Here is a 19675-nt window from a genome sequence, read left to right on the forward strand (position 1 = left end):
TGCTCATTCCTCGAACGGATCCCATTCGTCCTCGACCTCGGGCAATGCCTCGGCTGCGGCTTCGGCGGCCTGCGCCTCTGGCGTGCGGATCGCGGCGATGCGGGCACCGGGGAAGGCGGCCAGCGCCGCCTGAACCAGCGGATGCTGCATCGCCTCGGCCTGCGCTGCGGATTCCTCGGCCTCGCGCTGTTCGCGCAGGGTGGACGCGCCACCGGTGGCGACGACCGAGACGCCCCACCGCGCGCCGGTCCAGACCTGGAGGCGCTGCTGCAGGCGTTGGGCGAGGTCGGGTGCGGCATTGGGGGCGGGTTCGAACTCGATCCGGCCAGGGGCATAGCGGGCGAGGCGGAGGCCGTCCTCGACATCGGTGAGAAGCTTCACGTCGCGCTTTTCGCGGATGAGTTCCACCACATCGTCGAAGCGGCCGTAGAGCGCCAGCCCGCCTTCGGCCATGACAGCCGGGGCGGCGGCGGCCATGGGGCCGCGGGCGTGCGACATGGGCGCCATGCGCATCGGCGAGTGGACGGTGCCCGAGGAGCCGCCGGCGGGAGCGCCGCCGGGCATGGGCGGGCGGGGTTCGGAGGTCAGCTTGCGGATCAGGGCTTCCGGGTCGGGCAGGTCGGCCACATGGGTCATGCGGATGACGGCCATTTCGGCGGCCATCATGGCATTGGGGGCGAGCGGCACCTCTTCCAGCGCCTTGATCAGCATCTGCCAGAGCCGCGACAGCACGCGCATCGGCAGGCGGCCGGCCATTTCCAGCCCGCGGGCGCGTTCGTCGGGAGGGGTGGTCGGGTCGTCGGCGGTGGCGGGCGAGACTTTCAGGACCGACAGCCAATGCGCGATCTCGGCCAGGTCGCGCAGGACGGCGACCGGATCGGCGCCGTCGGAATACTGGGCAGAGAGTTCGGACAGGGCGCCAGGAGCGTCGCCTTTCAGGATCATCTCGAACAGGTCCAGCACGCGGCCGCGGTCGGCGAGGCCCAGCATGGCGCGGACCTGTTCGGCGGTGGTCTCGCCCGCGCCGTGGGCGATGGCCTGATCCAGAAGCGAGGTCGCGTCGCGGGCGGAGCCCTCGGCGGCGCGGGTGATGAGCGCCAGCGCCTCGTCGGTGATGGAGGCGTTCTCGGCGGTGGCGATGCGGCGCAGGAGGGCGAGCATCGCCTCGGGCTCGATCCGGCGCAGGTCGAAGCGTTGGCAGCGCGACAGGACGGTGACGGGGATCTTGCGGATTTCGGTGGTCGCGAAGATGAACTTCACATGCGCGGGCGGCTCTTCCAGCGTCTTCAACAGCGCGTTGAAGGCGCTGGTCGAGAGCATGTGCACTTCGTCGATGATGTAGATCTTGTAGCGGGCGGATGCGGCCCGGTAGTGGACGCTTTCGATGATCTCGCGGATGTCACCCACGCCGGTGCGGCTAGCGGCGTCCATCTCCATCACGTCGACATGGCGGCCTTCCGCGATGGCGCGGCAGGGGTCGCATTTGCCGCAGGGGTCGGTTGTCGGCCCGCCGGTGCCATCGGGGCCGATGCAGTTGAGCCCCTTGGCGATGATGCGGGCCGTGGTGGTTTTGCCCGTACCGCGGATGCCGGTCATGATGAAGGCATGCGCGATGCGGTCGGCTGCGAAGGCGTTCTTCAGCGTGCGCACCATCGCCTCTTGCCCGACGAGGTCGGCGAAGGTCTCCGGGCGGTACTTGCGGGCAAGGACGCGGTAGGTGGGGGCTTCGGTCATGGCTCCTCGGGCGGCTGCGGGCAGTCTAGACGGGCGGGGCGGGGACGGCAACCGGCGCGGTCCCTTGTTTGGGGAAGCCCCCCTCCCCGGCCCTCCCCACGAGGGGGAGGGAGGGGCCACGTCCTGACCGGCGCGCAGGGGCCGGCTTTCGGGCGGCTCCCCTCCCCCTTGTGGGGAGGGGCTGGGGGAGGGGGGCCGAGGGCGCCGCTACCAGCGGTTGCGTTCCTCCTTCTGGCGCCCGATGTCGCGTGTCTTTCGGCCGAAGGCGCGGGATCGCGCCCGTGCTTCGGCCAGCGACATGGCGTTGAAGCGGTCCTCGCGCTTCAGCTTGCGCCAGCGGTTCAGGCGGGCGGGGTCGAGTGTGCCGTCTTCCACCGCGCGGGCGACGGCGCAGCCGGGCTCGCCTTCGTGGGCGCAATCGGAGAAGCGGCAATCCGCCGCCAGCGCCTCGATGTCGTCGAAGGTGGCGGCGATGCCTTCGGCGGCGTCGGCCAGTTGCAGCTCACGCATTCCGGGCGTGTCGATCAGCCAGCCGCCGCCGAGGGTGGGAACAAGCTGGCGCGACGTGGTGGTGTGGCGGCCCTTGTCCTTAAGCTCGGACGTGCCGGCGGTGGCGAGGGCCTGTCCCGTCAGCGTGGCGGCCAACGTGGATTTGCCCACGCCGGAGGAGCCGACGAGGCCAAGCGTGTGGCCGCGCCCGCACCAGTCGGCAAGCCTTGCGACTGAAGCCGGGTCGCGGGCATCGACCGCCAGCACCGGCGCATCGCGGGCGGCGCGCACGGCTTCGTCCAGCCAGGGGGCCGGATCGGCGAGATCGGCCTTGGTCAGCACCACCACGGGCGAGATGCCCGCGGACCGGGCCAGTGCCAGGTAACGCTCCAGCCGCGCCGTGGAGTATTCGGCGTTGCAGGAGCTGACGATGGCCAGCCCGTCCAGATTGGCGGCGATCAGCTGGCGCGTGGCATCCGAGCCGGGGGCGCGGCGGTGCAGGTCGCTGTGCCGGTCAAGCAGCCGGGCGACGCGCGGCACTTCGGCTTCGGCCAGCACCCAGTCGCCCACCGCGAGATCGGCGGTGGAAAGCGACGCGGGCAGGACCAGCCCCAGGGGGCCGGTTTCGGTGAGCGTCTCGATGCGGTCACGGTGAACCGCCGCGACGCGGGCGGGGCGAAGATGCCCGATCTCGGACGGATCGAGCTGTGACAGGAAATGAGCCGACCATCCGAGGCCGGCGAGGGTAAGAGTCATCGGGGTTTGAACCTCGCGAAAACCGGAAATCGGGCCTGACCCAAGGGTCGGCCGGCGAATGTCGGTCGGGCGAGGCGGTCAGCCTTCCGGCGTCAGACAGCGCTCGCCCGGAGGAATGCAATCTCTGCCATGCTGTCCTCCTTCGCGTTGGGTCCGGGTGCCGGACTTGCCCCGCAAGGATAGGCCCGCGGGGGCCGCCGCGCAAGGCTCACTCGCGGGCGAGCGCCACCACCGGGTCGAGCCGCGAGGCAGAGCGGGCCGGCAGGTAGCCGAACACCACGCCGATGCCCGACGAGGCGAGGAAGGCGAGCGCCGCCACGACGGGCGAGAAGGTGAAGGGCAGGCGCGGGAAGAAGGCGGTGGCCACCTCGGCCGCGATCATGGCGAGGCCCACGCCCAGGATGCCGCCGATCAGGCAGACGAGGATCGCCTCGATCAGGAACTGCGCCACGATGTCGGACCGCCGCGCGCCCACCGCCATGCGCACCCCGATCTCGCGCGTGCGTTCGGTGACCGAGACCAGCATGATGTTCATCACGCCGATGCCGCCCACGACCAGCGAGATCACCGCGATGGCGGCGACCAGCAGGGTCAGCGTCTGCGTGGTGCTCTGAATCGTGCCGCGGATGGTGTCGGAGTTCGTCAGGAAGAAATCGCGCTTGCCGTGGCGGGCCAGCATGAAATCTGTGATGAGCCCTTCGGCGGTGGACATCTTGTATTCGTCGGCGATGCGGACAGAGATGCTGTCCAGCCGTTCCTTGCCGGTGAAGCGGGCGCCCACCGTGCTGTAAGGTGTGTAGATGCGCAGCGTCGAAGGGCCGAAGCTGGCGCCGGCCGAGCGCACGACGCCGATGATCTTCAGCGGCACGCCGCCGGCAAGCACGGTGCGGCCGACCGGGTCACTTCCATCGGGGAAGAGCGTCTGAGCGGTGTCGGCGGCCAGCACGGCCACCTGCGCGCGGCTGTCCACCGCGTCCTGGCCGAAGGTGCTGCCTGCGGTGACTGTGAAGGCGCCCACGTTGAAGTAGCCCGCGCCGACGCCGCGCACCTGCGCCGAGGTCGAGATGTTGCCGCGAACCACCGTGACATTGGTGGCGGCCTCGGGCGAGACCGAGACAGCCCAGGGCTGGCCCGCCAGCGCCGTGGCATCGGCGGGCACCAGCGTTTCGATCGCATTGGCGCGGCGGTCGCCGAAGCCCGAGCCGGGGCGGATATCGATGGTCGAGGTGCCGATGGCCGAGATGTCGGCCAGAACCTTCTGCTGGCTGCCGGTGCCAAGCGCCACCACGGCCACCACCGAGGCGATGCCGATGATGATGCCCAACATCGTCAGGAAGGTGCGCAGCCGGTGCGCGCCCATGGCCTTGAGTGCCATCGACAGCGCCTCGCGCAGGCGGTCGATCAGGGCGAAGGGGCCGCCGCGCGGTTCTGCCGGGCGGTCCAGCCGGGCCTTGGCCGGGGTTTCGGCATTGCGCCGGTCGGCCACAATGCGGCCATCGCGGATTTCCACCACGCGGTCGGCCGAGGCGGCGATGGCCGGGTCATGCGTGACCAAGATGATGGTATGGCCCTGGCGGTTCAGGTCGCGCAGCAGGGCCATCAGGTCGGCGCCGGATTTGGAATCCAGCGCGCCGGTGGGTTCGTCGGCCAGGATCACCTCGCCGCCGTTCATCAGCGCCCGCGCGACCGAGACGCGCTGCTGCTGGCCGCCCGAGAGTTCCGAGGGCCGGTGGTCGGACCGTTCGGCCAGGCCGAGCCTTGCCAGCAGGTCCCGTGCGCGGTGCCGCCGTTCGCTGCGCGCCGCTCCTGCGTAGACGGCGGGGATTTCCACGTTCCCGGTGGCGTCCAGGTCGGGCAGCAGCTGATACCGCTGGAAGATGAAGCCGAAATGCGCGCGGCGAAGGCGAGCGCGGGCGTTTTCGTCCATCGCGCCGACGTCCTGGCCGGCAAAGCGGAACGAGCCCGAGGTCGGCCGGTCCAGGCAGCCGATCACGTTCATCAGCGTGGACTTGCCCGAACCGGAGGCGCCGACGATGGCCACCATCTCGCCGGGGAAGATGTCCAGATCGACATCGGCCAGCACCGTCGTGGTCTGGTCGCCCGCCACGAAGCTGCGGGTGATGCCGCGCAGCGAGATCAGCGGCTCGGCCATCGTCAGAACCCCGGCAGCCCCGGCGGGCGCCGCATCTGCGCCACCGCCGATTGGCCCGAGGTGCGGTCGGAGACCACGAGGTCGCCCTCGTTCAGGCCCGAGGTGATCTCGGTGCGCAGGTCGTCGGCGATGCCTGCAGTGACCTTGCGCGTCTCGCGAGTCTGGCTGGCGGGGTTCCAGACCTCGACCTCATAGCTGCCATCCTCGCCCGGGTTGCCCAGCACCGAGGTCAGCACGCGCAAGACGTCGTCGGCGCGGGTGATCGAGATGGTCACCTCGGCCGTCATGCCGATGCGCATCAGCCCCTCGGGATTGTCTGCCTCGAAGCGGGCGCGGTAGTAGATCGCCTTGTCGTTGTCGATTTCGTCGCTGTCGGCGATGGAGGCCGGGGCTGGTTCTATGGAGTCCACGGTCGCCTGAAGCGGGTGTTCCGGCGCGCCCAGAAGGGTGAAGCGGGCGGCCTGGCCGGGGGCGACGCGGACCACATCGGCTTCGCTGACATCGGCCTTGATGACCACCCGGTCCAGCGCCGCGATCTTCACGATCACGGGCGCCTGCTGCGAGGAAACGACGGTCTGGCCTTCGTTGGTGACGACGGCCACGACCGTTCCGGTGGCGGGCGAGGTGATGCGGGTGCGGTCCAGGTCAAGCTGGGCTGCGGCCAGCTCGACCTCGGCCATGCGGCGGGCGGCCTGAAGCGCGGCGACCTCGGCCTTGGCCAGCTTTACGGTAGCCCGGGCGGCATCCAGTTCCTCGGTTGTGGCAAAGGATTTTTCGGCCAGCCGTTCCTTGCGGGTGAGGGAGATTTCGGCCTCGTCCAGCGAGGCCTGCTTGGCCGCAATCTGGGCATCCACCTGGGCGAGCGCCGCCTCGGCGCGGGCGACGGCGTTTTCCTGATCCAGCGAGTCGATCTGGGCGATCAGATCGCCGGTCTTGACCTTGTCACCGACCGCGACGGTCAATTCCTCGATCCGGCCCGACACCTGCGCGCCGACAGAGACGAGTTTCATCGCCTCGACCGCGCCGGTGGCCAGCACCGTCTGTTCGACCGTTCCACGGTCGACTGCCACGGTCGGCGGGGCGGTGACCTTTGTTTCCTCGGCCTGGGTATAGTACCAGCCGCCGCCTGCCAGGGCGGCGACAAGGACCGGGATCACCAGATATCTGCGCTTCATCGACCCCTCGTCCGTTCGGTCCTGCACCGGTTGAACGCCGGACACGCGCCGTTCCGTCGCCAATCTGGTCCTGTCTGGCGCGATGAAAAGCAAGACCAGGCAGTATGGCCGGTCACCTTTTTGCGAGTTCGGGACCTAGGCCCCGTTGATGGGGGAGGGTGAGAGGCTGGACAACGACCCAAGCGGGGCTCGTTACGGCTGCTTCCTTCCGGACCTGACCGGGTTGGCGAGGTGCCTGCCCGCGCCAACCTCTCATGGCGGCATATAGCGCCGCTCCCCGCGCCTTGCAAGGCTTGGCGGCAGGGGGCTATGCTTGCGGGGCTCATGCCCACCTTGCCCGGTTCCCCCCCCGTCGAGATCGTGCTGCGCCGCTCGGCGCGGGCGCGGCGATTCACGCTTAGGGTTTCCCGGATGGACGGACGGGTGACGCTGTCGATCCCGGTCCGGGCGCGCGAGGCCGAGGCCATGGCCTTCCTGCGCGCCCAGGAGGACTGGCTGCGGCGCATGCTGGCCGAGATGCCGGCGGGCGGGCAGGTGGTGGCGCCGGGGGCGCGGCTGCCGGTGGAGGGGGTGGAGTTGGAGCTTGTGCCCGCGGCGGGCCGGCAGATCCGGGTGGAGGGCGGGGCCCTTCTGGTGCCGGGCGATCCGGCGCAGATGCCGGTGCGGGTGCAGGCCTGGCTGAAGGCCAGGGCGCGCGACCGGCTGGTCGCGGCGACCGACGCACATGCCGCCGCGCTTGGGCGCCGGGTCAGCCGGGTGACGCTGAGGGACACGCGGTCGCGGTGGGGGTCCTGCGCGGCCTCGGGGGCGATCATGTATTCGTGGCGGCTGATCATGGCGCCGCCAGCGGTGCTGGACTATGTGGCCGCGCATGAGGTGGCGCATCTGGTGGAGATGAACCACTCCGATGCCTTCTGGGCCGTGGTGAGCCGGCTGTGTCCCGACTGGCGGGTCCACCGGGGCTGGTTGCGGAGTGAGGGGCAGGCGTTGCAGGGCTGGCGGTTCGGGGAATGAGGCCATGACCGGCACGACGCGCCCCGCCGACCTGACCGCCGCCGCCCATGAACGGGTCTACCGGGTGCTGCGCCAGCAGGTGATGCACGGGGAGCTGGCGCCGGGGCACCACCTGACGCTGCGGGGGATCGGGGCGAGCTTTGGCGTGTCGATGACCCCCGCGCGCGAGGCGGTGCGGCGGCTGGTGGCGGAGGGGGCGCTGACGCTGTCCTCTTCGGGCCGCATCTCCACGCCGGAGCTTTCGCCTGAAAGGATCGAGGAACTGGCGGCGATCCGGGCGCTGCTGGAGCCCGAGATGGCCGCCCGCGCCCTCCCGCGCGCCCACTTTGCCCTGATCGACCGGCTGGCCGCGATCAATGCCGCCAATGCCGAGGCGGTGCTGAAGCAGGATGCGGTGGCCTATGTCCGGACCAACCTGGAGTTCCACCGGACCCTGTACCTGCGGGCCCAGACCCCGGCGATGCTGGCCCTTTGCGAGACGGTCTGGCTTCAGCTGGGGCCGACCATGCGGTCGCTGTACCAGAGGCTGCGGCGGAGGGAGCCGCCCCACCACCACCGGATCATCCTGGCCGCGCTTCGGGCCGGGGACGAGCCGGGGCTGCGGCTGGCGGTCCGGACCGATGTGACCCAGGGGCTGAAGCACCTGGCGGGCTGAGGCGTCCGAGCTCGGACGCTGAGGCGGATACAGCAATATCAGTTGGTTACGGTCGCGAATTAACTTGGACTTAAGGAATCCGTCCAGGTCTGCCCTTGAACGGCGGGCGGAGTTTGCACGGATCGGAGGCGGCCAGCGCGGGCTGCGCGCCGACTTGTCCCGGGTGCAACTGGCCGGAGCGCCTGTCGTGCGCTATCGTCCCGGAAGCGCGTACGATCCTGCCGGGGAGCGGCGATACGCGAAGGGGAGGCTGGACGAATGACGACGCAGAAGCCCGGCACATCTGCCCTGGATAGCCGCGTCGCAGGGCTCGTCGAGGGGTTCGGGCGGGACTATCCGACCTATCAATACGCGTTCGTGAACTTCCTGGTCGATCACCTGTCCGACCTGAGCCGCAGCTATGGCGGGGATTTCCAGCAGATCCTCATCCTGGCGATCATCGGGCAAAGGCGGATGAACCTTCGGCGCCGCGTCGATATGGCCGACCTGCCGGGACCGGAGGCGATGGCGATCTCGGCCTCGCGACTGGCGGACGTGACGGGAATCCCGCGAGAGACCGTGCGGCGCAAGCTCGAGTCGCTGCGGCAAAAGGGCTGGGTGGTGCAGGGGCCAGACGGGGGCTGGTCGCTTGCCGAGGACCCGGATGGCCGGGACCTTCCCGTGCGCCGGGATCACGCCGAATTCGACCAGCGCGCCCGCCTGCGCATCGCCCGTCTTGTCGCGATGCTGGAGACCTTCGGGCGCGCGCCGGAGGACTGAACCCAACCCGCGCCCGGAGACTGCCCATTTCGGGCAGGTGGTTTCTTGCCGCGTCCCGCACCTGCCGTAGCTACTGGCGCAGTTCAGGATGCGAGGGAGACGCGCGGTGTTCGATCCAAGGAATTTCAGACTGGACGGCCAGGTGGCATTGGTCACCGGCGCGGGCGCGGGCATCGGTCGCGGCATCGCCGAGATGTTCGCGGGGGCCGGGGCGGCGGTGGTGGTCAGCGACCTGAAGCAGGAGGCGGCCGATGCGGTGGCGAAGGACATCATGGCTTCGGGCGGCAAGGCGACCGGCATTGCCTGCAATGTGACGAAGGAGGCCGATCTGTCGGCCGCCGTCGACGCGGCGGTTTCCACCTTCGGCAGACTGACCATCCTGGTGAACAATGCCGGCGGCGGCGGGCCGAAGCCCTTTGACATGCCGATGGACGATTTCCGCTGGGCCTATGAGCTGAACGTTTTTTCGGTGTTCCGGCTGTGCCAACTGGCTGCGCCGCACATGGAGAAGGCGGGCGGCGGGGCGATTCTGAACATCACCTCGATGTCGGGTGACAACAAGAACCAGCGCATGGCCTCCTATGGCTCGTCGAAGGCGGCGGAAAGTCATCTGACGCGCAACATCGCCTTCGACCTGGGTCCGAAGAACATCCGTGTGAACGCCATTGCGCCCGGTGCCACCCGCACGGCGGCGCTGGCCAGCGTTCTGACGCCCGAGATCGAGGCGGTGATGCTGAAACACACGCCGCTGAAACGGCTGGGAGAGCCGGCCGACATGGCCCATGCCGCGCTGTTCCTGTGTTCGCCGGCGGCGTCCTGGGTCAGCGGGCAGGTTCTGACCGTTTCTGGCGGCGGGTTGCAGGAACTGGACTGAGCCGTCACCGGGCACCCGATCAATCGCTTTTCAGGGAGACAAGGCATGAGCTTTGACGCATTCGCGGAATTCCGCATGGACGGGCACAAGGTGCTGATCACCGGCGGCGCGCAGAACATCGGCGCGGGCATCGCCAAAACGCTGTCGGGCGCGGGGGCGAAGGTGATGATCGCCGACCTGAACGGGGAGAAGGCCGCAGAGACGGCGGCCGCCATCGCCGCCGAGACCGGCAACGACTGCCGCGGCATGGCCTGCGACGTGACCGACCTTGCCGCCATCGAGGCGACGGTGGCTGCGACCGCGGCGGCCTTTGGCGGGATTTCCACGCTGGTCAACAACGTGGGCTGGGGCGGGCGGCAGCCCGACCCCGCGGCGATCCCGGAGGAGGAATTCGTCCGGTCCTACAAGCTTAACACGATCAGCGCCTACCGCATGAGCATGGCTTGCCTGCCGTATCTTGAAAAGGCGAAGAACGGGTCGATCACCAATTCCGGCTCGTTCTCTTCGGCCGTGCCGGCCTATGACATCCTGCCCTATGCCACGGCCAAGGCCGCGCTGAACCAGATGATGGTGTCGCTGGCGCATTTGCTGAACAAGCGGGTGCGGGTGAATTCGGTGCTGATCGGCACGGTGATCACCGAGGGCTATGCCAGCGCCGGGATCACGCCGGAGATGCAGGAGCGCATGATGCATCCCGACAACCTGACCGGTCGTCCGGGCCGGCCGCAGGACATTGCCAATGCGATGCTCTGGCTCTGCTCGCCCGCGGCGGCATGGGTCAGCGGCCAGACCATCAACATCCACGGCGGCGGCGGCGTGACGCGGTTGTTCGGGGAATGAAGTCGGACGGATTGAGGCCTGGGGCGGGTGGCCCGCCCCGGAGACCGGGTGGAAGGAGAGGCCAGGTGAGCCGGGCATTGCAGGTGGTCGGGGCGGTTGTGCTGGCGCTGGCCCTGCCCGCCGGCCTGAAGGCCGAGGGCGTGCCGGTGACCAGCGATCAGGTCATGATGCTGTACTTCACCGACAGCGGCCGGTCCTTCGGCTATCAGGTCATGATGGCGCGCATCAATATCGACACGGTGAAGGCCGACCTTGAGCGCGACGCGGCGATCCTGAAGCGGAACGAGGAGCTGTTTGCCCGCAGCGCGATCTCGCAACTCGACCTTGAGATTTCGCAACTGAAGGATGCCTGGAACCGCAAGCAGCTGATCGTGGCCCAGAAAAACCTTGTCTATCTGAGCGCGGAGTACGAGGCGATGAGCCGGATGGCCGAGCATTTCGCCGGGGGGACGGTCATGGTTGAGGACCTGTATGCCGTGTTCCGCCGCGGATGGGAGGCCGGCTGCGACAAGGGGCCGGACGAGGTGGTGGCGCATCAGGCCTGGGCGGCCTTTGCCGAGAAGTCGCTGGAGCGGGCGCGGCAGCTGAATGCGCGCGGCGGCGTGCCCGACAGCGAGGTTCTGGAGCGGGAGGCGCAACTGGCCATGGCCCGGTCGAACTTTCAGAACCGGCAGGCGGGGCTGGATCGCTGCAAGGCGGTGCTTTTCCCGAGCCTTGAACAGGTCATGGCCGCGCCGCGCTGAGGCGGAGACGGGGCCGCTGAAGGAGGTTGCGATGAACCCGAGTGCCGTCACCGGCCCGGCCCGGCCCGAGATCGTGAAGGGGGCCGTGCTGTCGGGCGTGATCAACGCCGTGGTCAACGGGGCCATCCAGGCCTGGCTGCTGCGCGGCAGTGAGGTGATCCCGCTGTCGGTGGACGGCATCAGCGCAGGCACCCATACGGTGCTGGGGTCGGCTGTGCCGCTGGCGGTATCGCTGGCGATGATCCTGACAGCGGTGGCGCATCTTACGGTGAAGGGGCCGAAGAAGCCGTTCTTTCCGACGACGCTGTGGCTGGTGGTGAAGCACGGCCTCTTTGCCTTTGGCGCGCTGGTGGCCGGTGCTGTGGTCTGGCAGCGGCTGTTCGGCACGGTCGAGGTCGGGCTGGTGACCGCCGTGATCCTGCTGGGCGTGATCGCGGGGGGCGTCTCTGCCATGGTGAACTATATGACGATCTCGGAGATCGTGGAGTAGCGGGCGGCGCCCCCCCCCGGAGGAGGGGCCGGGCGCGGCAATCAGGCGTGGATGGCGCCGTCGCCGCAGGCGAGCGCGGCTTCGCGGACGGCTTCCGAGAAGGTCGGGTGGGCGTGGCAGGTGAGCGCCACGTCCTGGGCCGAGGCGCCGAATTCCATTGCCACGCAGATTTCGTGGATCAGGTCGCCCGCTGCCGGGCCGATGATGTGGCAGCCGAGGATGCGGTCGGTGGCCTTGTCGGCGAGGATCTTCACGAAGCCGTCGCCCTGGAACACCGCCTTGGCACGGGCGTTGCCCATGAAGGGGAACTTGCCGACCTTGTAGGCGCGGCCTTCCTCTTTCAGCTGTTCTTCGGTCTTGCCGACCGAGGCGACTTCGGGCGTGGTGTAGATCACGCCGGGGATGACGCCGTAGTTCACATGGCCATGCTTGCCGGCGATGATCTCGGCCACGGCCATGCCCTCGTCTTCGGCCTTGTGGGCCAGCATCGGGCCGGGGATGGCATCGCCGATGGCATAGAGGCCGGGGATGTTGGTGCGGAAGTGGTCGTCGGTCTTGACCTGGCCGCGGGGCAGCATCTCGACGCCCAGGGCTTCGAGGCCGAGCCCGGCGGTATAGGGGCGGCGGCCTGTGGCGACGAGGACGGTATCGACGGTGAGGTCATGCGCCGAATCGTCCTTGCGCAGCTTGTAGGAGACCTTGGCGCCCTTGGCGCCGGTTTCCACGCCCTGCACCGCGGCGCCGAGCACGAATTTCAGGCCCTGGCGGGCGAGGATCTTCTGCAGCGACTTTGCCACCTCGGCATCCATGCCGGGGGTGATGGCGTCGAGGTATTCGATGACGGTGACATCGGTGCCGAGCCGGGCATAGACCGAGCCCATTTCCAGGCCGATGACGCCGGCGCCGATGACCACCATGGATTTCGGGATCGCGCCCAAGGTCAGCGCGCCGGTGGAGGTGACCACGGTCTTTTCATCCACCGTGACGCCGGGGAGCGAGGCGGATTCGGAGCCGGTGGCGATGACGATGGCCTTCGCCTCGTGCAACTCGTCGCCCACCTTGACCTGGCCGGGGGCGGGGATGGTGCCCCAGCCCTTGAGCCAGGTGACCTTGTTCTTCTTGAACAGGAATTCGATGCCCTTGGTGTTCTGGCCGACGACATCGTCCTTGTAGCCGAGCATGGCGGACCAATCGACCGTGGGCGCGGCGCCGGTGAGGCCCATTTTGGCGAAGTTGTGCTGCGCCTCGTGCAAGGAATCGGTGGCGTGCAAGAGCGCCTTGGACGGGATGCAGCCCACGTTCAAGCAGGTGCCGCCAAGCGTGTCGCGGCCTTCGACGCAGGCGGTCTTGAGGCCGAGCTGGGCGCAGCGGATGGCCGAGACATAGCCGCCGGGGCCGCCGCCGATGATGATCACGTCGAATGTTGCCATGGTTGTCTCCTTGGGTCGGCGGGCGAGCCGGGGGTTTTCCACCCCCGGACCCCCGGAGGATATTTGGGAACGGAAGAAGTCAGAGCAATGCGGCTCCGACGAGGGTGAGGGTGGCGACGAGGCCGAGGCCCCAGATGATGGAACGGGCGGGCACCCAGCCATAGGCATAGGCGGGGATGTAGAGGAGGCGGAGCGCCACATAGGCCCAGGCGGCGACGGCGGTGAGCGGCGAGGCTGTTCCGGTGAGGGCCACGAGGGCGACGGCCGGGGTGAACAGGGTGAGCCCCTCGAAGCCGTTGGCGGTGGCGCGCTGCAGCCTGCCGGTGCGGACGGAGAGCGGCGGGATGCCCTTGTCGCGCGGGGAGAGGGTCACGCGGGTGCCAAGCTCGATGTTGGCCGCGACGGCGAAGATCGAGAGCGTAGCGACCTGCACGAGGATCGCGACGGCGAGGGCGGCGAGTTCGGCTGTCATCTACAGCACTCCGATCAGGAGAAGCGCGGCGGTGGCGAGGAAGCCCGCGAACCAGATGAAGCTGCGCCACGGCACCCAGCCGAGCGCATAGGCCGGAACATAGAGCGCGCGGGCGGCGACGAAGGCCCAGGCGAGGGCGGCGGTCAGGAGCGAGGTCTTGCCGGCCAGGACTACGACAAGGACGGCGATGATGAAGGGGCCGATGTTTTCGGTGAAATTGGCGGTGGCGCGGCGGAGGCGTTGGGTGCGGGGGGAGAGGCGGTCCTCGATCCCCTCGCGCGTGCCGGTGTTGCCATCGTGGCCCACGTCGCGTTCGAGCGCGCGCTGTGCGGCGAAGATCGTGACGAAATGCACCACGGCGGCGGCGGTGAGGGCGGCGAGTTCGGGGGTAAGTCCGGCGTCAGTCATGTAGGGCCTCGCAGGGGGTGCCCTGGTGGAACCGGAGCTGCCAGCGGCCCGAGCTGATATCCCACAGCGAGGCGCGGTTGGCCCATTCGGGCGGGTCGCAGCGGAGTTCGGAGATGTAGGTCACGAGAGCGAGCCTGTCCGAGAGGGGGGTGACGGTGAGGCGGTGGAGCGTGGCGGGGATGTCGCTTGCCTGCGCCTTGTCGAAGATCAGCTCGGCGCGGGTGTAGCGGCGGCCGGAGCGGCCGAATTCGAAGAAATCGGGCGCAAAGGTCGCCTCCATCAGCGCGCGGTCGAAGCGGGTTTCCCGGCGCCAGAGGGTCTGTTCGAGGGCGGGGAGGGTCTGCATGGCGGGCCTTGCGGGGTAGGATGGGCAATATTGCCCATCCTACGGGTGCGGGATCACAGATCCATCAGCAGGCGGCGCGGATCTTCCAGCGCCTCTTTCACGCGCACGAGGAAGGTCACGGCGCCCTTGCCGTCGACGATGCGGTGATCGTAGCTGAGCGCGAGATACATCATCGGGCGGATGACGATCTGGCCGTTCACCGCCACCGGGCGGTCCTGGATCTTGTGCATGCCCAGGATGCCGGATTGCGGCGGGTTCAGGATCGGCGAGGACATGAGCGAGCCGTAGACGCCGCCGTTCGAGATGGTGAAGGAGCCGCCTTGCAGTTCGGCCATGGTGAGCTTGCCGTCGCGGGCACGGATGCCCAGTTCGGCGATCTTCTTCTCGATGGCGGCGAAGGACATCTGGTCGGCGTCGCGGACGACCGGCACGACGAGGCCGGTCGGCGTGCCGACGGCGACGCCCATGTGGACATAGTTCTTGTAGACCACGTCCTGGCCGTCGATTTCGGCGTTGACCTCGGGGACTTCCTTCAGCGCGTGGCAGCAGGCCTTCACGAAGAAGGACATGAAGCCGAGCTTGACGCCGTGCTTCTTTTCGAACTGGTCCTTGTATTCGTTGCGCAGGGACATGATGCCGGACATGTCCACCTCGTTATAGGTGGTCAGCATCGCGGCGGTGTTCTGCGCGTCCTTCAGGCGCTTGGCGATGGTGGCGCGCAGGCGGGTCATCTTCACCCGCTCTTCGCGCGCGGCATCGTCGGCCGGGACAGGCGCGCGCGGCATGGCGGCGGGGGCCGGGGTCGCGGCGGCGGCGGCCTGCACGGCCGCGGCGGCGCGGGCCACGTCTTCCTTCATGATGCGGCCGTCGCGGCCGGTGCCCTGCACCTGGTCGGCCGCGAGGCCGGCTTCGGCCATCGCCTTCTTGGCGGCGGGGGCGTCTTCGACATCCTTCGCGGCGGGTGGGGCCGTAGCAGGGGCCGGGGCCGGGGCGGCGGCGGGCTTTGCGGCGGCGCCGGCGCCTTCGGCGATGGTCGCCAGCAGGCCCGCGGCGGTGACGGTGGTGCCTTCGGGTGCGACGATCTCGCCCAGGATGCCGGCGGCGGGCGAGGGCACGTCGAGGCTGACCTTGTCGGTTTCCAGCTCGCACAGGATCTCGTCCACGGCGACGGCATCACCGGGCTTCTTGAACCAGGTGGCGACCGTCGCTTCGGTGACGCTTTCGCCCAGGGCGGGGACTCGGACTTCGATGCTCATCATCACTTTCCTTCGATCGTCAGGGCGTCGTTCACGAGCGCCTCTTGCTGTGCCTTGTGCTTGCTGGCGAGACCCGTGGCGGGCGAGGCCGAGGCGGCGCGGCCGGCATAGCGGGCGCGCTTGGGCTTGCCGGCGGTCTTGGTCAGCAGCACTTCGAGTTCGGGTTCGATGAAGGACCAGGCGCCCTGGTTCTTCGGTTCTTCCTGGCACCAGACCACCTGCGCCTGCGGGAAGCGCGACAGTTCCTGTGTGAGCGAGACGGTGGGCACCGGATAGAGCTGTTCCAGGCGCAGAAGGTAGACGTCCGACAGGCCGCGGGCATCGCGCTCGGCGAGCAGGTCGTAGTAGACCTTGCCCGAGCAGATCACCACTTGCCGGATTTCGGCATCGGGCTTCAGCACCTGCGAGGAATGGCCCTTCTGCGCATCGTCCCACAGGACACGGTGGAAGGTCGATCCGTCGAGGAAGTCGCCCGCATCCGAGACGCACATCGGGTGACGCAGCAGCGATTTCGGCGTCATCAGGATCAGCGGCTTGCGGTAGTCGCGGTGCAGCTGGCGGCGCAGGACGTGGAAGTAGTTGGCCGGCGTCGAGCAGTTGGCGACGATCCAGTTTTCCTCTGCCGAAAGCTGGAGGAAGCGTTCCAGGCGCGCGGAGGAATGTTCCGGTCCCTGGCCTTCGAACCCGTGCGGCAGAAGGACCACGAGGCCCGACATGCGCAACCACTTGGATTCGCTGGAGTTGATGAACTGGTCGAACATGATCTGCGCGCCGTTGGCGAAATCGCCGAACTGGGCTTCCCACAGCGTCAGCGCGTTCGGTTCGGACAGCGAGTAGCCGTATTCGAAGCCGAGCACGGCATATTCGGACAGCATCGAGTCGATGACCTCATACCGCGCCTGGCCGGGGCGGATGTGGTTCAGCGGGTAGTGGCGTTCCTCGGTGGTCTGGTCGATCCAGCCGGAATGGCGCTGCGAGAAGGTGCCGCGCGTGCAATCCTGGCCCGAGAGGCGGACCGGGAAGCCTTCGACTTGGAGCGAGCCGAAGGCGAGTGCCTCGGCGGTGGCCCAGTCGAAGCCCTTGCCGGTTTCGAACATGGCCTTCTTGGCCTCGAGCTGGCGGCCCACGGTCTTGTGCAGGTCGAAGCCTTCGGGAACCGTGGTCAGGGCGCGGCCGATTTCTTCCAGCGTTTCCGGCTTGATCCAGGTTTCGCCGCGCTGGTAGCTCGTCAGGTCCTTCGGCGCCATGTTCTTCCAGCGGCCGTCCAGCCAGTCGGCCTTGTTCGGCTTGAACGCCTTGCCGATTTCGTATTCGTCGTTGAGCTTGGCCTGGAAGGCGGCCTTCATGTCCTCGATCTCGCCCTCGGGGATCAGGCCGTCCTGCACCAGGCGTTCGGTGTAAAGCTGGAGCGTGGTCTTGTGCCGCTTGATGTTGTTGTACATCGCGGGGTTGGTGAACATCGGCTCGTCGCCTTCGTTGTGACCGAAGCGGCGATAGCAGAAGATGTCGATGACCACGTCCTTGTGGAACTTCTGGCGGAACTCTGTCGCCACGCGGGCGGCGTGGACCACGGCTTCGGGATCGTCGCCGTTGACGTGGAAGATCGGCGCCTCGACCATCAGGGCGATGTCGGTCGGATAGGGCGAGGTGCGGCTGAAATGCGGCGCCGTGGTGAAGCCGATCTGGTTGTTGACGATGATGTGGATGCAGCCGCCGGTCCGGTGGCCCTTGATGCCCGAAAGCTGGAGGCATTCGGCCACGACGCCCTGGCCGGCGAAGGCCGCGTCGCCGTGCAAGAGGATCGGCAGCACCGCGGTGCGGTCGGTCTGGTCGCCCAGCTGGTCCTGCTTGGCGCGGACCTTGCCCAGGACAACGGGGTTCACCGCTTCCAGGTGCGAGGGGTTGGCGGTCAGCGACAGGTGGACGGTGTGACCGTCGAAGGTGCGGTCGGACGAGGCGCCGAGGTGGTACTTCACGTCGCCGGAGCCGTCCACATCCTCGGGCTTGTAGGAGCCGCCCTGGAATTCGTGGAAGATGGCGCGGTAGGGCTTCATCAGCACGTTTGCGAGGATGTTCAGGCGACCGCGGTGCGGCATGCCGATGACAACCTCTTTCAGGCCGAGGTTGCCGCCGCGCTTGATGATCTGTTCCATGGCGGGGATCAGGGCTTCGCCGCCGTCCAGGCCGAAGCGCTTGGTGCCCATGTACTTGACGTGCAGGAACTTTTCGAAGCCCTCGGCCTCGACCAGCTTGTTCAGGATGGCGCGGCGGCCTTCGCGGGTGAAGGCGATTTCCTTGCCGTAGCCTTCGATCCGTTCCTTCAGCCAGCCGGCCTGTTCGGGATCGGAGATGTGCATGTATTGCAGCGCGAAGGTGCCGCAGTAGGTGCGCCGCACGATGTCGATGATCTGGCGCATCGAGGCGAAGTCGAGGCCGAGCACCTTGTCGATGAAGATCGGGCGGTCCATGTCGGCTTCGGTGAAGCCGTAGGAGGCCGGGTCAAGCTCGGGGTGGGGGGCTTCCTCGCGCATGCCAAGCGGGTCGAGATCGGCGGCGAGGTGGCCGCGGATGCGGTAGGCGCGGATCAGCATGAGCGCGCGCAGGCTGTCGAGCACGGCGCGCTGCATCTGCGCATCGGTGAGCGAGACGCCCTTTTCCTCTGCCTTGGCGGCGATCTTCTGCGCGGCGGCCTTGCCTTCCTTGGCGGGCGGTGCCGGCCATTCGCCGGTGAGCGCGGCGGTCAGGTCATCGGACGGGGTGGGCGGCCAGTCGGCGCGTGCCCAGGACGGACCCTGCGCGGCGCGCTTGGCGTCCAACTCGCTGTCGCCGAGGGCGCGGAAGAACTCGGCCCATTGCGCATCGACCGAGGCCGGGTCGGCGGCATAGCGGGCGGCGAGCTGGTCGATGTAATCGGCGTTGGCGCCCTGAAGGAAGGACGAGGCTTGAAACTGGCTGTTCGGGGATTGTTCGGTCATCTGTCAACTCCTCCCAAGAGTTGCGGCAATGGAATGGGCGGGGCTGTTGCCCCGCCCGTCAGTCCGTTGTGGTTGCGAAGGCATCCGGCAGGTTCGGTCTTGGTTCGGCCCGGTCGAGGGACAGGTATGTGCCGTATCCCAGGACCGCAATGAGCAGCGCGAGCGCCGCCATGGCGAGGCGCGGATTTCCGTCCACGGCTGCCGTTTCGTGGCGCATTGCCATCAGCCCTTGATGGCCTTCATGACGGCCTCGCCCAGGCCTGCCGGGCTGTCGGCGACCACGATGCCGGCGGATTTCATCGCCTCGATCTTGCTTGCCGCGTCGCCCTTGCCGCCGGCCACGATGGCACCGGCATGGCCCATGCGGCGGCCGGGAGGGGCGGTGCGGCCGGCGATGAAGCCGGCGGTGGGCTTCCAGCGGCCGCGCTTCTTTTCATCGGCGAGGAACTGGGCGGCGTCCTCTTCGGCCGAGCCGCCGATTTCGCCGATCATGATGATCGAGGTCGTCTCCGGGTCGGCCAGGAACATTTCCAGCACGTCGATATGCTCGGTGCCCTTGATCGGGTCGCCGCCGATGCCGACGGCCGAGGACTGGCCAAGGCCGATGTCGGTGGTCTGCTTCACGGCCTCATAAGTGAGCGTGCCCGAGCGGCTTACAACGCCGACCGAGCCGCGCTTGAAGATCGAGCCGGGCATGATGCCGATCTTGCAGGCGTCGGGCGTCATGACGCCGGGGCAGTTCGGCCCGATGAGGCGGGACTTCGAGTTCAGGAGCGCGCGCTTGACCTTCATCATGTCAAGGACGGGGATACCCTCGGTGATGCAGACGATCAGCGGGATTTCGGCGTCGATGGCTTCCAGGATCGAGTCGGCCGCGAAGGGCGGGGGCACGTAGATCGCCGTGGCGTCGGCGCCGGTGGCGAGGACGGCGTCATGGACCGAGTCGAAGACCGGCAGGCCGAGGTGGGTGGAACCGCCCTTTCCGGGGGTGACGCCGCCGACCATCTTGGTGCCGTAGGCGATGGCCTGTTCCGAGTGGAAGGTGCCCTGGCTGCCGGTGAAGCCCTGGCAGATCACCTTGGTGTTTTCGTTGACGAGAACGGCCAT

19 protein-coding genes and 1 other RNA gene are annotated in these 19675 nt (G+C 68.3%); 7 read left to right on the top strand and 13 right to left on the bottom strand.

The window, feature by feature from the left end; genetic code table 11:
- Positions 1–3: 3 nt before the first annotated feature.
- The 5 genes from JO391_RS19845 to ffs all read right to left on the bottom strand — a co-directional run bounded on the left by JO391_RS19845 (position 4) and on the right by ffs (position 6560).
- A complete protein-coding gene (locus tag JO391_RS19845; RefSeq protein WP_220662123.1) occupies positions 4–1734 on the bottom strand; it encodes a DNA polymerase III subunit gamma/tau in 1731 nt (576 codons plus the stop codon).
- 207 nt (positions 1735–1941) lie between these two features.
- Positions 1942–2979, bottom strand: a complete 1038-nt coding sequence (rsgA, locus tag JO391_RS19850; protein WP_220662124.1) for a ribosome small subunit-dependent GTPase A — start codon at positions 2977–2979, stop codon at positions 1942–1944.
- Between the two features lie 208 nt (positions 2980–3187).
- Positions 3188–5131 carry a MacB family efflux pump subunit gene (locus tag JO391_RS19855; RefSeq protein ID WP_259444768.1) on the bottom strand — a complete coding sequence of 648 codons (1944 nt, stop codon included), beginning with the start codon at positions 5129–5131 and terminating at the stop codon, positions 3188–3190.
- A gap of 2 nt (positions 5132–5133) precedes the next feature.
- Positions 5134–6306 carry an efflux RND transporter periplasmic adaptor subunit gene (locus JO391_RS19860; RefSeq protein ID WP_220662125.1) on the bottom strand — a complete coding sequence of 391 codons (1173 nt, stop codon included), beginning with the start codon at positions 6304–6306 and terminating at the stop codon, positions 5134–5136.
- Between the two features lie 157 nt (positions 6307–6463).
- Positions 6464–6560, bottom strand: an RNA gene (ffs, locus tag JO391_RS19865) — signal recognition particle sRNA small type.
- 70 nt (positions 6561–6630) lie between these two features.
- On the opposite strand from ffs, the gene JO391_RS19870 reads away from it, so the two are divergent.
- The 7 genes from JO391_RS19870 (at position 6631) to JO391_RS19900 (ending at position 11681) form a co-directional block, all read left to right on the top strand.
- Positions 6631–7320, top strand: a complete 690-nt coding sequence (locus tag JO391_RS19870) for a M48 family metallopeptidase (protein ID WP_220664644.1) — start codon at positions 6631–6633, stop codon at positions 7318–7320.
- Positions 7321–7324: 4 nt separating this feature from the next.
- Positions 7325–7975: a GntR family transcriptional regulator gene (locus tag JO391_RS19875; RefSeq protein ID WP_220662126.1), complete on the top strand. Its 651-nt coding sequence runs from the start codon at positions 7325–7327 to the stop codon at positions 7973–7975.
- A 258-nt stretch (positions 7976–8233) separates the two neighbouring features.
- Positions 8234–8734: a helix-turn-helix domain-containing protein gene (locus JO391_RS19880; RefSeq protein WP_220662127.1), complete on the top strand. Its 501-nt coding sequence runs from the start codon at positions 8234–8236 to the stop codon at positions 8732–8734.
- A gap of 106 nt (positions 8735–8840) precedes the next feature.
- Positions 8841–9608, top strand: coding sequence for a 7-alpha-hydroxysteroid dehydrogenase (gene hdhA / locus JO391_RS19885; protein ID WP_220662128.1), 768 nt, complete (start codon positions 8841–8843; stop codon positions 9606–9608).
- Positions 9609–9653: 45 nt separating this feature from the next.
- The gene (locus JO391_RS19890) at positions 9654–10448 is read left to right on the top strand and encodes an SDR family oxidoreductase (RefSeq protein ID WP_220662129.1); all 795 of its coding nucleotides are present in this window, start codon (positions 9654–9656) and stop codon (positions 10446–10448) included.
- Between the two features lie 65 nt (positions 10449–10513).
- Positions 10514–11191 (top strand): HlyD family secretion protein, encoded by a 678-nt coding sequence (locus JO391_RS19895; RefSeq protein ID WP_220662130.1) that lies wholly within the window; start codon positions 10514–10516, stop codon positions 11189–11191.
- A gap of 31 nt (positions 11192–11222) precedes the next feature.
- On the top strand, positions 11223–11681 hold the full coding sequence (locus tag JO391_RS19900; RefSeq protein ID WP_220662131.1) for a class I SAM-dependent methyltransferase: 459 nt from the start codon (positions 11223–11225) through the stop codon (positions 11679–11681).
- Positions 11682–11722: 41 nt separating this feature from the next.
- On the opposite strand, the gene lpdA is transcribed toward JO391_RS19900, so the two are convergent.
- The 8 genes from lpdA to sucD form a co-directional block, all read right to left on the bottom strand.
- Positions 11723–13111, bottom strand: coding sequence for a dihydrolipoyl dehydrogenase (gene lpdA, locus JO391_RS19905; protein WP_220662132.1), 1389 nt, complete (start codon positions 13109–13111; stop codon positions 11723–11725).
- Positions 13112–13190: 79 nt separating this feature from the next.
- Entirely contained in the window at positions 13191–13583 is a 393-nt protein-coding gene (locus JO391_RS19910) for an MAPEG family protein (protein ID WP_220662133.1), read from the bottom strand.
- On the bottom strand, positions 13584–13991 hold the full coding sequence (locus JO391_RS19915; protein WP_220662134.1) for an MAPEG family protein: 408 nt from the start codon (positions 13989–13991) through the stop codon (positions 13584–13586).
- Positions 13984–14337, bottom strand: a complete 354-nt coding sequence (locus tag JO391_RS19920; RefSeq protein ID WP_220662135.1) for a nuclear transport factor 2 family protein — start codon at positions 14335–14337, stop codon at positions 13984–13986. The genes JO391_RS19915 and JO391_RS19920 overlap by 8 nt, the downstream gene beginning before the upstream one ends.
- A 53-nt stretch (positions 14338–14390) precedes the next feature.
- Positions 14391–15596, bottom strand: a complete 1206-nt coding sequence (gene odhB, locus JO391_RS19925) for a 2-oxoglutarate dehydrogenase complex dihydrolipoyllysine-residue succinyltransferase (RefSeq protein ID WP_259444769.1) — start codon at positions 15594–15596, stop codon at positions 14391–14393.
- Positions 15596–18568, bottom strand: coding sequence for a 2-oxoglutarate dehydrogenase E1 component (locus JO391_RS19930; protein WP_220662136.1), 2973 nt, complete (start codon positions 18566–18568; stop codon positions 15596–15598). The genes odhB and JO391_RS19930 overlap by 1 nt, the downstream gene beginning before the upstream one ends.
- Before the next feature lie 58 nt (positions 18569–18626).
- Entirely contained in the window at positions 18627–18791 is a 165-nt protein-coding gene (locus tag JO391_RS19935) for a hypothetical protein (RefSeq protein ID WP_220662137.1), read from the bottom strand.
- A complete protein-coding gene (sucD, locus tag JO391_RS19940) occupies positions 18791–19675 on the bottom strand; it encodes a succinate--CoA ligase subunit alpha (RefSeq protein ID WP_220662138.1) in 885 nt (294 codons plus the stop codon). The genes JO391_RS19935 and sucD overlap by 1 nt, the downstream gene beginning before the upstream one ends.

Source organism: Neotabrizicola shimadae (genome assembly GCF_019623905.1).
Taxonomy (GTDB): domain Bacteria; phylum Pseudomonadota; class Alphaproteobacteria; order Rhodobacterales; family Rhodobacteraceae; genus Neotabrizicola; species Neotabrizicola shimadae.

Coding starts and splice junctions, on each gene's coding strand:
- JO391_RS19845 (WP_220662123.1), bottom strand. CDS start 1,734: ATGACCGAAGCCCCCACCTACCGCGTCCTTGCCCGCAAGTACCGCCCG.
- rsgA (WP_220662124.1), bottom strand. CDS start 2,979: ATGACTCTTACCCTCGCCGGCCTCGGATGGTCGGCTCATTTCCTGTCA.
- JO391_RS19855 (WP_259444768.1), bottom strand. CDS start 5,131: ATGGCCGAGCCGCTGATCTCGCTGCGCGGCATCACCCGCAGCTTCGTG.
- JO391_RS19860 (WP_220662125.1), bottom strand. CDS start 6,306: ATGAAGCGCAGATATCTGGTGATCCCGGTCCTTGTCGCCGCCCTGGCA.
- JO391_RS19870 (WP_220664644.1), top strand. CDS start 6,631: ATGCCCACCTTGCCCGGTTCCCCCCCCGTCGAGATCGTGCTGCGCCGC.
- JO391_RS19875 (WP_220662126.1), top strand. CDS start 7,325: ATGACCGGCACGACGCGCCCCGCCGACCTGACCGCCGCCGCCCATGAA.
- JO391_RS19880 (WP_220662127.1), top strand. CDS start 8,234: ATGACGACGCAGAAGCCCGGCACATCTGCCCTGGATAGCCGCGTCGCA.
- JO391_RS19890 (WP_220662129.1), top strand. CDS start 9,654: ATGAGCTTTGACGCATTCGCGGAATTCCGCATGGACGGGCACAAGGTG.
- JO391_RS19900 (WP_220662131.1), top strand. CDS start 11,223: ATGAACCCGAGTGCCGTCACCGGCCCGGCCCGGCCCGAGATCGTGAAG.
- lpdA (WP_220662132.1), bottom strand. CDS start 13,111: ATGGCAACATTCGACGTGATCATCATCGGCGGCGGCCCCGGCGGCTAT.
- JO391_RS19910 (WP_220662133.1), bottom strand. CDS start 13,583: ATGACAGCCGAACTCGCCGCCCTCGCCGTCGCGATCCTCGTGCAGGTC.
- JO391_RS19915 (WP_220662134.1), bottom strand. CDS start 13,991: ATGACTGACGCCGGACTTACCCCCGAACTCGCCGCCCTCACCGCCGCC.
- JO391_RS19920 (WP_220662135.1), bottom strand. CDS start 14,337: ATGCAGACCCTCCCCGCCCTCGAACAGACCCTCTGGCGCCGGGAAACC.
- odhB (WP_259444769.1), bottom strand. CDS start 15,596: ATGATGAGCATCGAAGTCCGAGTCCCCGCCCTGGGCGAAAGCGTCACC.
- JO391_RS19930 (WP_220662136.1), bottom strand. CDS start 18,568: ATGACCGAACAATCCCCGAACAGCCAGTTTCAAGCCTCGTCCTTCCTT.
- JO391_RS19935 (WP_220662137.1), bottom strand. CDS start 18,791: ATGGCAATGCGCCACGAAACGGCAGCCGTGGACGGAAATCCGCGCCTC.
- sucD (WP_220662138.1), bottom strand. CDS start 19,675: ATGGCCGTTCTCGTCAACGAAAACACCAAGGTGATCTGCCAGGGCTTC.